12 protein-coding genes are annotated in these 13,530 nt (G+C 49.3%); 6 read left to right on the forward strand and 6 right to left on the reverse strand.

What is annotated here, in order from left to right; genetic code table 11:
• Positions 1-230: 230 nt before the first annotated feature.
• The 3 genes from BUB16_RS04825 to BUB16_RS04835 all read left to right on the forward strand — a co-directional run bounded on the left by BUB16_RS04825 (position 231) and on the right by BUB16_RS04835 (position 1,996).
• On the forward strand, positions 231-725 hold the full coding sequence (locus BUB16_RS04825; RefSeq protein WP_073060072.1) for a BCAM0308 family protein: 495 nt from the start codon (positions 231-233) through the stop codon (positions 723-725).
• 112 nt (positions 726-837) lie between these two features.
• Complete coding sequence (locus BUB16_RS04830) at positions 838-1,683, forward strand: universal stress protein (protein ID WP_073060076.1); 846 nt, start codon at positions 838-840, stop codon at positions 1,681-1,683.
• Between the two features lie 61 nt (positions 1,684-1,744).
• Positions 1,745-1,996: a hypothetical protein gene (locus BUB16_RS04835; protein WP_073060079.1), complete on the forward strand. Its 252-nt coding sequence runs from the start codon at positions 1,745-1,747 to the stop codon at positions 1,994-1,996.
• 9 nt (positions 1,997-2,005) lie between these two features.
• Here BUB16_RS04835 and BUB16_RS04840 read toward each other — a convergent pair whose 3' ends face one another.
• A complete protein-coding gene (locus BUB16_RS04840) occupies positions 2,006-3,196 on the reverse strand; it encodes an anhydro-N-acetylmuramic acid kinase (RefSeq protein WP_211483094.1) in 1,191 nt (396 codons plus the stop codon).
• 95 nt (positions 3,197-3,291) lie between these two features.
• Between BUB16_RS04840 and BUB16_RS04845 the strand changes: the two genes are divergently transcribed.
• From BUB16_RS04845 to BUB16_RS04855, 3 genes are all read left to right on the forward strand, one after another.
• A complete protein-coding gene (locus BUB16_RS04845; RefSeq protein WP_073060084.1) occupies positions 3,292-3,543 on the forward strand; it encodes a hypothetical protein in 252 nt (83 codons plus the stop codon).
• Between the two features lie 211 nt (positions 3,544-3,754).
• Positions 3,755-5,458, forward strand: coding sequence for a threonine synthase (gene thrC, locus BUB16_RS04850; RefSeq protein ID WP_073060089.1), 1,704 nt, complete (start codon positions 3,755-3,757; stop codon positions 5,456-5,458).
• A gap of 561 nt (positions 5,459-6,019) precedes the next feature.
• On the forward strand, positions 6,020-6,358 hold the full coding sequence (locus BUB16_RS04855; RefSeq protein WP_073060532.1) for a tRNA-binding protein: 339 nt from the start codon (positions 6,020-6,022) through the stop codon (positions 6,356-6,358).
• A 79-nt stretch (positions 6,359-6,437) separates the two neighbouring features.
• Here the strand turns inward: BUB16_RS04855 and BUB16_RS04860 are convergent, their stop codons facing one another.
• From BUB16_RS04860 to thrA, 5 genes are all read right to left on the reverse strand, one after another.
• Positions 6,438-7,427, reverse strand: a complete 990-nt coding sequence (locus tag BUB16_RS04860) for a quinone oxidoreductase family protein (RefSeq protein WP_073060092.1) — start codon at positions 7,425-7,427, stop codon at positions 6,438-6,440.
• Positions 7,428-7,498: 71 nt separating this feature from the next.
• The gene (locus tag BUB16_RS04865; protein ID WP_170864283.1) at positions 7,499-8,242 is read right to left on the reverse strand and encodes a helix-turn-helix domain-containing protein; all 744 of its coding nucleotides are present in this window, start codon (positions 8,240-8,242) and stop codon (positions 7,499-7,501) included.
• 523 nt (positions 8,243-8,765) lie between these two features.
• Positions 8,766-10,088 (reverse strand): threonine synthase, encoded by a 1,323-nt coding sequence (gene thrC / locus BUB16_RS04870; RefSeq protein WP_139240193.1) that lies wholly within the window; start codon positions 10,086-10,088, stop codon positions 8,766-8,768.
• The gene (locus BUB16_RS04875) at positions 10,075-11,031 is read right to left on the reverse strand and encodes a homoserine kinase (RefSeq protein WP_073060098.1); all 957 of its coding nucleotides are present in this window, start codon (positions 11,029-11,031) and stop codon (positions 10,075-10,077) included. The genes thrC (BUB16_RS04870) and BUB16_RS04875 overlap by 14 nt, the downstream gene beginning before the upstream one ends.
• Before the next feature lie 3 nt (positions 11,032-11,034).
• On the reverse strand, positions 11,035-13,506 hold the full coding sequence (thrA, locus tag BUB16_RS04880) for a bifunctional aspartate kinase/homoserine dehydrogenase I (RefSeq protein WP_073060101.1): 2,472 nt from the start codon (positions 13,504-13,506) through the stop codon (positions 11,035-11,037).
• Positions 13,507-13,530: the final 24 nt, after the last annotated feature.

Below are 13,530 nucleotides of genomic sequence, written 5' to 3' on the forward strand. Positions count from 1 at the left end.
TGGTTTTTCTCCCCCGGCCTTTTGTAGTTCACCGGCACGTTTGCCTGTAGGGAAAACCATGACAGGCTGATCCATGCAGTATTTTCCCTCACAGATCCAAACAAACAATACCTACGTCATAATATCATTGATAGCGCTAATCTGCAGGTGAATAAATGATCACACCATGGCGTAAACGTACGTTCGCTTATTGCAAAGGATCCCTTACTCTATAACTAACATGATCCCTAATGAAAAATATCGACAGCCATTTTAAACAAGAGCGAAGCCGGATTTACGATGACCAGAAACACAATGCCTACCGGACAACAAAAAAGCATCCTGACCCCACCATTTGCCCTGTTTGCGGAGCGCTATATACCAATGGGCGGTGGACCTGGGAGGATCTTCCGGAAGAAGCATCCCGGGTAATCTGCCCGGCCTGCCGGCGAACCAGGGATAACTATCCTGCAGGAATTATTGAGCTACGGGGATCTTTTTTCGACATTCATCGAACCGAGATCATGAACAGGGTCCAACATATCAAAGACCTGGAAATTTCCGAACATCCCCTGGAGCGATTTATTCGTATCAGCGAAAAAAAAGAAAAGACCACCATTACTACTACCGGCATCCACCTGGCCCGGAGAATCGGGGATTCCCTGGTCAAATCCTACGCGGGAGATCTGAGCTATAACTATGACGACGAGCATCTGATCCGGGTATTCTGGCAGCGGGACCTGTGAGTTAACTTATTAATAAACAACCCCACGCGAGCAGCATGGATTTCATTACAGCAATTTTGCCTGCTTTTGAATAGTATTAAAGAAAACCTAATTCCAAGTAATTGACTGATCCATGGACGCAACCATCAACAATATTTTATTCCCCACCGATTTTTCTGACAACGCCCGGCATGCGCTGCCTTTCGCTCTGAAAATCGCCAAACGGATCGGCGCTACGGTCCATATTCTTCACGCTATTGAAGAGCCCTATGACTTCGCTCCCATGGATGAGGAAATAAAGGAAGGAGTAACCAAAAAAGTAAGAAGACTGTTTGACAAGATAATACGGGAAATAGAAAAGGAGGGTATATATTCCGATATACCGGTTGAAACTCACATCCGGACAGGACGCGCAATAAATGCTATTTTAGAGACCGATCAGTCTTTTGGGGCTGACCTTATCGTAATGGGTACCAAAGGCCGAAGCGGGTTAAAAAGAATATTTATTGGAAGCACCACCGCAGACGTTGTGGAAGCCTCGGCGATACCTGTATTGGCCATCCCTGAAAACGCTCCCATAACCGACTTCAACCAGATTTTATTTACGACCGATTACCACGACGGAGACCTAAAAGCGCTGCAATATGTGGTTGAGCTGGCTAAACGCTACAAGGCAAGAATAAAAGTATTTCATACGACACTCGAGAGCAATCTCAAAACGGAATGTATGTTCTATGGGTTCCGGGAGCTGGTTAAAGAAAAAATATCATACGAACCTATTGATTTCGAGGAGGAAAAATCCATCACTTTTTTTGAAGGGGTGGCCAACCAAATAGAAAGATACCCGATATCATTGGTTGTTATGATACGTTATGTTAAACCGCTGTCCTTGATCGGACCCAAAAAACAATCCAGGGATATGAGCTACTACATCCAGGCTCCCCTCCTGGTTTTACCCGGTAAAACAAACAATAATTAATCGCTGCTGTGAACCAAAAAGAGAAACAAATGGACCCTCTAAAAATAAAATCGCAACCAATATGAAGTCATCCTCATCCAATCACCGTGTGAAAGTTAAAATAGAACACAATATGGTCGCCGATATTGACCCTGAAGAAATCAGCCGGTGGGAAAACGAGGGGGGATTGTCGTCCGAAAACCCAATTCCGGTATCACATCCCGACCTGCCCCTGCATGAGAAGGAGATTTTCGAAGTCACAGATTGTGAGATCATTCTTGAGGACGGACAGCTCTATCTGCTGGCAGAGATCGATCTGCTTTCACACGATTGACGGTGACAGTCAATCCGGGAAAGAAATCTTCCCCAGGTGAATCATCTGTTGTCCTCTGTTTGCATACGGATCGACACTAAACCCTTCTCCTGAGAGCGTCTCGTTGGCTAAAACGGCAAAACAGGCCGCCTCTTTGGCATCGGCATTGAAATAGGTCTCCCCGAAAGCTACGAACGTCGCCCCCGTGAGAGACCGCTTCAGCGTTTCCATTAGATACGCGTTGTGGATGCCCCCGCCGCTCACCAATACCTCCAAGGCAGGGGATGGAGGGACAACCTCTTTAACGGCATCAGAAATGGTCTCGGCCGTAAAAGTTGTAAGCGTAGCCAGCAGGTCTTCCGGCCGGATATCCTTCACTCCCGACGCCTGCCGGGCCCTGTGCACATACGCTCCATTGAAAAGTTCGGGACCGGTTGTCTTGGGAAGGTCCAAATCAAAGTACGGATCCGCTTTCAGCGCTTTCAGCAGCGGCTGGTTCACGCTTCCCCTGCGCGCAGCTTTTCCCTCCTCGTCAAACGGTTTGCCGAACAGGCGACGCGCTGTCTTATCCAGCAAAGTATTGCCGGGACCGGTATCGCCGCTTACCGGCTCCCCCCCCGTGCAGGCCGCGGGAAGATACGTAAAATTGGCAATGCCGCCGATATTCAGCAGCAGCCGGTCTTTCTCGGGATGACCGAATAGCAGCCGGTCCACCAGTGCCGCCATCGGGGCCCCCTCTCCGCCTGCAGCCGTATGTTTTTGGCGAAAATCGCTGAGCGTAAGAATACCCGTTCGATGCGCAAGATGATCTCCATCCCCGATCTGCAGCGTCGCATGGGGGAATCCGGGCTTCCGGTGCTTCGATACGGGAGCGTGGTAGACCGTCTGTCCGTGGCTGGCGATACAGTCAATTTCATCCGGGCCCCGTCCCCACTCCTTGAGGGTCTCCAGAATCGTATCTCCCGTATAGTCGGCGAGATAGCTATTCATAAGACAGACATCCTCCAGCCGGCACTGGGGGACGGATACGATTTCTTTTAGCTTTTCCTGCAACCCGCGGGAATAGCTCTGTGTGCTGAACTCCAGCAGCTCCAGCCCGGTGTCCACCCCACTGCCTGTAATGCGGCACAGCGCCAGATCGAGCCCGTCCATCGAGGTGCCCGACATCAATCCGAGCACTAATTTCACCTCCTTTTGCGCGACGGTCGTCAACGATGTCATTACAGAATTCATTAATTGATTGCCTATACAGGATTATGTATTGTTCAGCTGAAAAATAACACGAACTTTGAAATACGCAATAGTTATTTATTATTATGGATGAACTCCATGAATCCGATTACGAGGCTTACGAGCAGGATATCAAACTCCTGGTGGATACCCTTCGCCAGTGCTTCAACGCAGAAAAGGCACGCTATAACATTGTCGGCCATCAGAATGCCCTTTTTATTGAAATAGAGGGACTTGATGCACTGAGTGCGGAAGAGATCTCAGAAGTCGCCGAACCGGTCCTCGATGAACTGGATATGGACTTCGATGAAGTTTCCCTCCTGCCCCTGAAAAATTGATGTCATTCCTGTTCAGAATAATCTATCTTTCATCCGCAAGGAATCGAATAGATCCTTTTAAAATGTTCTGAAAGCAATATGGCAAGCATGAGTACTATCTTATAGGTACAGGTTATGGATAGGGGGTAGAAACACGCCTCTTATTGAATATTCATGCAGAGCTGTATTACCTTTCAAAAGATAGATAACAAACGAACTTCATTACGCTATTATGGCCACTGCAACAACCGGATATACCCTCAAATGTGTGCCCAACGGCCATCCCAATTCCGAGGAGGAGACCACCACCTACTGCACGGAATGCGGAAGCGTGCTTCGGGTTGACTACGACCAGCCCTCCGAAGACTTGCAATATCCTTTAAAAAATATTCTGCCCGATCCCTTAAAGACCCATCCCACTGCGCTAAAGCGACTGGGCAGGCTTTCCGAAACGTACGGGGCCGACTTGTGGACCAAGCTGGAATTCGAGCATCCGACCGGCTGCTTCAAGGATCGCGGAAGCTACATCGAAGTCCAGAAAGCACGGGAACTGGAAGCCGATGCCATCTGCCTGGCCTCCACCGGCAACATGGCGGCCTCGGTAGCGGCTTATGCGTGCTACTTTAACATCCCCTGCTTTGTTTTTGTCCCCGAAAAAACCACCGAAGCCAAGCTGGCACAGGCCACGATTTTCGATGCGAATATTATCCGTATCAAAGGGTCCTTCAGCACCTGCGAGCAGCTCTGCCGGGAGTTTGCCAAGTCAGGCAATTATTACCTGGCCGGGGACTTCGTTTTTCGGGAAGAGGGACAAAAATCGTTTACTTATGAATTAGTCGACCAGGGGGGCAGTGATATGGATTATATTTTTATTCCTGTAGGATGCGGTACCAATTTCAGTGCCATCTTCAAGGGGTATAAAGAAATGCGGGAGGGGGGACTGATCGATCGTATTCCAAAGCTGGTCGCTATTCAGCCGGACCAGAGCTCACCGGTGGTCGAAGGGATTTTCAAAAAAGAGAAGATTGTCAAAGAACAGGTGCAGACCATGGCCAGTTCGGTAGCGGTGCCGGACCCGGTGGATTTTTACAAAGTGCTCGAGGGCATCGACCAGTCGGAGGGCATGGCTTTTACCGTCTCGGAAGATGAAATCCTGGATGCCCTCAAAGAGCTGGCGGTAACAGAGGGTGATTTTGTGGAACCGGCGGGCGCACTGCCGCTGGCCGCCTTTAAGAAGCATAATGAGCAATTCAGCGGGAAAAAATGCCTCTTTGTGGCCACCGGAACGGGTTTTAAAGATACCCAGGTTGTTACTAAACATTCCCTCAATTCACCGGTGCTTTCAGCGGACCTCAAGAAGGTGATCAGCTACGTCAATTCCGGCTTCATCGGGATGCAGAAAAAGTCCTGGGGCAAATCGCGCGATACTTTCATGGCGAATCTCAAGATGGACAAGGAGCACGAACAGCTGTACAATGATTACGTATCCAAGATCAACAAAAAAGGCAAAACGCTCAGCAACAATGAAATAGAGGTCCTGCAGTCGCTCATCTTTGATGAGGATACAGATCTGAAATACCCGGTGGAAGTGTTGGACTACAAACTGATTATGCGCAAACACGGGCTGGTCCAGGCCACCGTAAAACTGAGCCTGGAAGGCCGCGAAGTGGTCTCCGAGTCCAAAGGCGTGGGCCCCATCGATGCCGTTCTCACGGCTATTCGTACGGAGACAGACAACGTCTTTCCCCTGGTCGTGGAAAATCACGAAATCGATATCCTCAGTCCCGATACGGATTCGCTGGTAACCGTTACGCTAACCCTGAGAAACGGCGAGCAGCAGTGGGTCTCAAAAGGAGCCTCGCCGGACACCCTCGAAGCGGTGATCCAGGCCTTTACCAAGGGACTGGCTATCGCAATGAAAGGCTCTCACGTGTGACTTGAACGGGCGGATAAATAGGGGACAAATAACATTTGCGGGAAGCCCCACCCGGGTAATTTTTATAATTCCGTCGATATATTTGGTCCTGGCCGTATCGTAATCAGGGTATTGTATTCAAAACCACAAAAGAGGCCCGCGGGCCCCTTTTGGAAATCCGGAAAAGCGTGGTGATTTAGGGTATACCCTAATTTGAATACGTATCCAAAAATGTTTAAGATAGAACAGGATTTATACACGATTGGTCGTGTACTATTACTAATACCGTAATAACGAATATCCATTATCAATGCAGTTACGGAGGGGGATCGCATTTCTTGCAGGCCCTAAGCAATACTTGTTTTAAGGCTCCTTATCTATTATTTATTCGAAAGATTAACCAGAAAGGGCGTTATTTGTAAGAAGCCTGGCTAACCAAGACTGATATCCTAGTCTTTTACCTGACTATTCGGTTTTTGCTTCTTTTGACGAACATTCCGTGTTACGAATTTGCATCAGTGATTTTTTATTTTTAAAGGGTCGTTAGGCCCACTTTAATTTTCATGAACATAAAATTCTATGTTGAATAAAATAGAATGGAGTGATTTTAAAAAGGTAGAATTGCGAGTAGGCACAATTATTGAAGCCAATGATTTCCCCGAGGCAAGAAAGCCTGCCTATATTTTAAAGATTGATTTTGGTGAAGAGATCGGCATTAAGAAATCAAGTGCCCAAATTACCGATCTGTACAGTAAGGAAGATTTAATCAATAAGATGATAATCGCTGTAGTAAATTTCCCGCCTAAACAAATTGGTCCCATTATGTCTGAGTGTTTGGTCACTGGCTTTTATGACAATAATGGCAATGTAGTTCTGGCTATTCCAGATAAAATAATTGAGAATGGGGCAAAATTAGCCTAACAAGATCAAGCGCTTCATCAGTGATGCAACTTAGCCGTAATTCGATAAAGACTCCGGATAGCTCTCGGTAAGACCTTTATCAGGTTTTGACCGAAATAACGATTTTACCAGTAGTATGCTTTCGTTCGATTAATTCGTGAGCTTCAGCTATTTGACCAAACGTAAAGACCTTTGATATATAAGGAACCAGTTTCTCCTGATCAATGGATGCAACCAACTGATTGAGTATCTCCCGGTGTCTGTTTGGAGCCAGTCCATAAACCGCAGAAGCTCCCATAAATTCATAACTTATAGTAATATTCCTTATCAAATTTGAATTTCCTACAGAAGAATCAAAACTTACAGGAAGGATGGTACAAATATGTCCCCCAGGCCTCAAATAATTGAGTGATTCAACAAAAGTTTTTCCTCCAACAGTATCAAAAATGAAGGGAAGTCCTTTCCCCCCGGTGAACTCCTTTACGGATTCCTCCACAGATGAGGTTTTATAGTTTATGACTAGATCGGCACCCAATGTTTCCCGGCAATATGCTATGGATTGCGGGCGGCTGGCTGTAGTGATAACGGTACAGCCAGCGCTTTTCGCCAACTGTATGGCAAGATGCCCCACGCCACCGGCCCCGGCCTGAATCATGACCGTGTTGCCTTCTTTTAACTGAAGTCGGTCAAAAAGCCCCTCATAAGCGGTGATACCGGTAAGCGGAATAGCAGCCCCAATGACAGGATCCAAGTCATTAACTTTCAGGCATGTCGCCGCTTTTACGGCAATATATTCGGCATTGGCTCCGGGCCTGAATGGAGAAGGAGAAGCGATAATACGATCGCCAATGGTTAAATCTTTGACCTCCCCGCCCACGTCTACCACTTCGCCGTACAGATCGTATCCTGCAATCAGCGGGAAATCCCGTTTCGCTTGAGAGTGATTTCTGATTCGGCAGTCCACAGGATTTACACTGGTATAATGTACGTTTACCAGTACATCGTCTTGATTAATCTTCGGAGTATCGGTATCGATCATAGCAAAGACCTCTGAAGGCTTGCCATGTGAAGTTATTACATTTGCTTTCATGATTTTTTAAAGAAAATATATGGACCAATATATCTTCCGTCGTTATCCAATCGGTAATCTTTTTTATCCAATCAGGATTTTCTTAGATCCGACGGGCGAATTCCAAACTGTCTTTTAAAGGCATTAGAAAAGCTTCCCACGCTTTGATAACCACACAGCAAGCCTACTTTGCTTACAGAATTCTGCGTTTCAAGAAGCAGTTGATAGGCCTTCGAAAGATTTTTTTCCGCCTGGTATTCAAATACTGATTTGTTAAGTTCTCTCCTAAAAAGAGTTTTTAGCTTAAAGGAGTTGATTCCTACTTTCCTGGATAACTCGTTGATTGTCAAGTAGTGTTGTGAATTTTCTATCAGGTCTATCACCTCAGCAAGCTTTTTTGCATCCGATCGCTGTATGTTTTTCAGGCCGTTCTGTCGTCCAATGACTGTTTCAAAAAAACCGTAAACCTGCTCAAGTATCGTTTTCTCCAAAAAAAGCTCGCGAAGTTCCTGTGATTGTTGCGGTGTATTTTGATCCAACTGCAACAGGGAATAACTTTGAGGTGGTAACGGGATTTCGATAACTTCATTCCGGAACAGGTCAGGAAAAAGAATCTGTAGTTCTTCCACCATCACATCAGGTAGATGCAGATGAACAATTTTAAAGTGTGCATTGGCCTCTAGCTTTGAACAATGGGTCTTTGGCAACGTATGGTAAAAAACAGCTTTTCCCTTTTGAAAGGAATACCTTTTTTTCTTTCCCAGAAACGATTCTGAATAGCCGTCAAAACAAAATACTAATTTATAAAAGCGTGAATCGTAATCTACCTTTAACATACGGTGATCCTTCGTTTTAAACCGGTATGAATAGAGACCGCTGCCCGATTTTGTTGTCAGTTTAGACTCACCGTAGTAGTCGTACAATTTTGTTTGATGGTTTTTTAGAACATTCGGCCGGTCCTGATATGAAGTGTATATTTCCATAACGTTTAATGTTTTCAACCTGTTGTTAACCTGTAATAATACCGAAAATTGTTCTGCTTTTATTAACACTCTCAAAGAAACTCTTTACTGGTTTTTAAAACTAAGAATCCTGACTTCCATTTTTTTCATGATATAGATGAATTCATTTTCATTGAACTTCCAAGATTTGATGTGGCTGCTTTTTTATTTTTAGAGAAGATATTTGATCATCAAGAACAGGCACACGATGAGGCTATGAAGAATACCTGGATGAGGTCAGTGAAAATGAATTTTATCAAAATCCCGAGACAGTGAAACTTGGTCGGGCAAACTTCCCCTGTCTCTTCGTCAAATAAAACTACTGCACTAAAAGAATGAGATTCCTGCTGAGTTGGGTTCAAGACCCATAACTCTCCTTCAAAAACGCTTCAAAAGCCGGGTATTCCGCTTTCATCCCGATACTTTTCTTCTCTCTGCGGAGACTTTCGGCCAGGCGATCGGGCATGGTAACGGGCCGGCCGATAACCGGCTCGATAATGTCGCCGAATTTGGCGGGGTGGGCGGTTGACAAGATAATGACGGGATCCCGATCCCCTTTCCGCTCGTCCTTGTACTGCCGGGCCGCCAGGTAACCAACAGCCGTATGCGGGTCGAGGAGGTAATCGTAGTTGCTGTAGACTTCCCGGATCGCATCCCTGGTCTGATCATCGTCGAAGGAGGCGGCCCAGAGATGCTGTTTCAGCGTCGCCATTCCCGGGTAAAGGGCTCGGATGCGCTCCAGGTTACTGGGGTTACCGACATCCATGGCGCTGGAAATGGTAGCCCGGGAGGGCCTGGGCACAAAGTCTCCCTCCTCCAAAAAGAGCGGGACGACATCATTGACGTTGGTTCCCGCCACAAACTGTCCTGCCGGCATGCCGGTTTTCCCCGCCATCATTCCCGCCGTGAGGTTGCCAAAATTACCGCTGGGTACGCAAAAATGTACGGGGCTTTTTTCTTCGAGCTGCGCCAGCGCGGCCGCGTAATAAAACATCTGGGGCAGCAGCCGGGCGATGTTAATGGAATTGGCCGAGCTGAGGGTTATATCCTTTCGCAGCTCCTCGTCCAAAAAGGCCTCTTTAACCATCTTCTGGCAGTCGTCAAACGTTCCCTCAACCTCGAGTGCCGTGACATTGCCCCCGATAGTCGTCAGCTGCTGTTCCTGCAGCTTGCTCACCTTGCCGCTGGGATACAGCAGGCATACGTCCACTCCTTCCACCCCTTCAAAAGCACGCCCCACGGCGCTGCCCGTATCCCCGGAGGTCGCCACCAGGATCACCATCTGCTCTCCCTTCCGGCGGGCCTGGTAACTCATCATCCGGGCCATAAAGCGCGCACCGAAGTCTTTGAACGCCAGGGTGGGGCCGTGAAACAGTTCCAAAATATACCTGTCGTCATGCAGGTGAACAAGCGGGGCTTCAAAAGAGAGGGCATCCTCGACCAGCGGCTGCAGCTCGCGGGCAGCGACTTCGGGGATAAAGGTGCGGGACAGCAGCAGGCCGATTTCCTGCAGGGACTTTCCCTGGATATTCTTCCAGAACGGGTCCGTCAGGTCCGGCCACCGGTCGGGGACATACAACCCCCCGTCCGGCGCCAGTCCCTTCTCCATGGCCTCTAAAAAACTGACCGGCCGGGTCTTTTCCCGGGTGCTGATGAATGCTATGGTTTCAGTCTTTGACATCGATTACTTTTGCTCCTTTGGTATTGATGCGGGATATATATTCGTCCGAGGGCAGGCCGATCCGGTCCAGTTCCGATTTCATGGCATTGCTGACGTTCAGCGCCGTCTCGCGGTCGGGCGTCAGGGCAAAAATAGAGGGACCCGAACCGGCGATTCCCGCTCCCACTGCCCCACCCTCGAGAGCAGCCTCCTTGACGGCATCGTAGCCCGGGATGAGGACCGACCGGATCGGCTCAATAATAACGTCTTCCATGGAACGGGCAATCAGATCCAGATCCTTGTTGATCAACCCGGCCACCAGTCCCCCTACATTGCCCCACTGCCTGACCGCCTGGCCGAGTGAGATATCGTTCCGGAGGATCCGGCGGGTATCCTCGGTTTTGATCTCTATCTGCGGGTGTACGATAACCGCATAGAGTGACTCGGGAAAAGGGAGATTAAAGATATCAAGCGGGTCGGAACTGCGGATAAACACAAAACCACCCAGCAGGGAGGGGCCCACATTATCGTAATGGGCGGTCCCGCAGGCCACGCGCTCGCCTTCCGCGGCAAAGGGCAGCAGCTCCTTGCGGCCCAGCGGCTCGCCCAACAGCCGGTTGACCGCCAATACCGCACCCGCCGAACTGGCTGCACTGGAACCCAGTCCACTCCCCAGCGGCATCTGCTTGTGCACCTCAATTTCGATGCCGTTTTCAAATCCCAGGTGGTCGAGCAGCGTCTGAACAGCCACGCTGGCCGTATTTTTAAGGGCATTACTGGGCAGTAATCCATCGTCACCGGTAATGGATTTGATCACAACCTGCCCCTCGTCTGCAGGCCTAACAACAATCTCGTCGCCGGGGGCTTCGAGGGTAAACCCCATGACATCAAAACCGCAGCTTACATTGGCTACGCTGGCCGGGGCAAATACACGGACTTCCTTGTGTTCATATGTTGATTTCATTAGCTATACGATTTTATTGCTGAAGGAGGGTACATTACTGATCCTCAGGATATCGGCCAGTATGCCGCCGGCCGTGACCTCTGCACCGGCGCCGGGACCTTTTACCACCAATGGGGTGTCCCGGTAATGTTTGGTATGGAAAGCGATGATATTATCGCTGCCCGAGAGTCCGCTGAAAGGATGATCGGAACCGATCTCCTCCAGTGCCACTGTGGCATCGCCCTGTTCGTACCGGGCAATATAACAGAGGCGGTGCCCTTTGGAGGCCGCCTGCTCATACTGCTGCCGAAAATCGTCGTCAAATTCCGCCAGCTTCTCAAAAAAGTCCTCGATACTGTCCGCCTCCCGGGCCGGACCGGGAACCAGGTTTTGTACCTCCAGGTCCCCCATTTCCACTTCAATGCCGGCCTCGCGCGCCAAAATGAGCAGCTTGCGGGCCACATCCCTGCCGTTCAGGTCCTCCCGCGGATCGGGCTCGGTATATCCTTTCTCCAATGCATTCCTGACGACCTGGCTGAAGGGCGTTTTTCCGTCATAAGTGTTAAATATATAGCTCAGCGTTCCCGAGAGCACGCCCTCTATTTTGGTAATTTCATCGCCCGCCAGCACCTGCTCCTTCAGCGTTTTTACGACCGGCAATCCCGCTCCCACATTCGTCTCATAGAGATACATTACATTATGTTCGAGCGCCAGCTCCTGCAGCTCCTGGTAACGCTTCAGCGTACCCGAGTTAGCTTTCTTGTTGGCAGTAACCAGTGAAAAATTGGCCTTCATTACTTCGGGATAAAAATCGGATACCTCCTCGCTGGCCGTACAGTCGATAAACAGGCTGTTGGGAAGGTTCAGCCTGTCAGCCTCCTCCAAAAACTGTTGAAGGCTCATCGGTTCTCCTTCCTCTTCGAGACGATCCGGCCAGCCCGTAAACGGCATTCCCTCTTCACGGATCTTGTAATATCTTGAATTGGCAATACCGCATAGCTTGAGCTCTATATTATGCTTCTCAAAAAGGAGACTGGCCTGCTTGTCAAACAGGTCGAGCAGCTTGCTTCCGATCAGCCCGATGCCGATCAAGAACAGGTTGACGGATTTTATCTCACTCAGGAAAAAAGCATCGTGGATGGTGTTGAGCGTCTTAGCCAGGTCATCCTCCTGGACGACGATTGAGATATTCCGCTCCGAAGAGCCCTGGGCGATAGCGCGCACATTAATGCCATTGCGTCCCAGCGATCGGAAAAAGCGTCCCGATATCCCCGGTGTCCGTTTCATTCCTTCGCCGACCGCGGCCACGATGGAACAATCCGGCTCCTCTTTTATCTCATCAATAATCCCTTCCTCAAGCTCCCGCTTGAAATGACGTTCCAGCGCCTGCATGGCCAGAGCGGCCTGGCCGGGCAGAACGGCGAAACACACCGTATGCTCCGACGACGCCTGGGTAATCATGATAATGTTGACTCCGGCATCGGCCAGCGCCGAAAAAATACGCGCGGCGAATCCGCTGACGCCCACCATGCCGCTTCCCTTCAGGGTGATAAGGGTGATATGGTCAATGGAGGAGATCCCCTTGACACTCGACTTGTCATCCTGCACCTCCCGGGTAATGACCGTGCCCTTGGCTTCGGGCTTGAACGTATTTTTAATAAAGATGGGGATTGCCTGCTCCATCGCCGGGTGGATGGTCGGCGGGTAGATGACCTCGGCCCCGAAATGAGAGAGCTCCATAGCCTCTTCGTAGGAGAGCCTTCCGATCGGCAGATGACGCCCTACTTTGCGGGGATCGGCCGTCATGATCCCCTCGACATCCGTCCATATTTCGATAGCTTCCGCATTCAGGGCGGCCCCGATGAGCGAGGCGGTATAATCCGACCCGCCCCGACCGAGAGTCGTCGTTTCGCCGTTTACCGTGGATGAGATATAACCGGTAACAATACCCACAAACTCACTTTCCTGGAGCCGTTCCCGGATATTTTCGTAAGTTGTGGGAACCAGCACCCGGGCGTTTCCGAAATCGTCGTTGGTCTTTATCAGCTCCCGGGCATCAATATATTCCGCCTCTATGCCGCTGCTCGCCAATGCTTTACTGAGGATATAGGCCGAGAGGCGTTCCCCGAAGCCCAGCACAAAATCACGGGTGCGGTCGGTAAGCTCGTGCGTGAGAGAGACGCCATGCAGCACATCATCGAGCTCATTAAGCAGCACTTTGAGTTCGGTCAATACCGTGCTCTGCTGTTTCACACCGATAAGCTTGCGTACGATATCAATATGGCGGTCTTCAATAGCCTTGAGCTGTTCCCGGTAGGACTGGTTGCCGGCAGAAGCATCCTCCACCATCTGCTGCAATGTGTTGGTCACCCCCCCGAAAGCGGACACAACCACCTGTATGCGGCCTTCTTCCCGTTTCCTGGCAATAAGTTTTAGAACTTTTCTGATGGCATCTTCTGATCCCACAGAAGTACCGCCGAACTTTAAAATGCGCATTTCGTTAATTTAAATATAAAATAT

Origin of the sequence: Fodinibius roseus (assembly GCF_900129315.1) — a bacterium.
In the GTDB taxonomy this organism is placed as follows: domain Bacteria; phylum Bacteroidota; class Rhodothermia; order Balneolales; family Balneolaceae; genus Fodinibius; species Fodinibius roseus.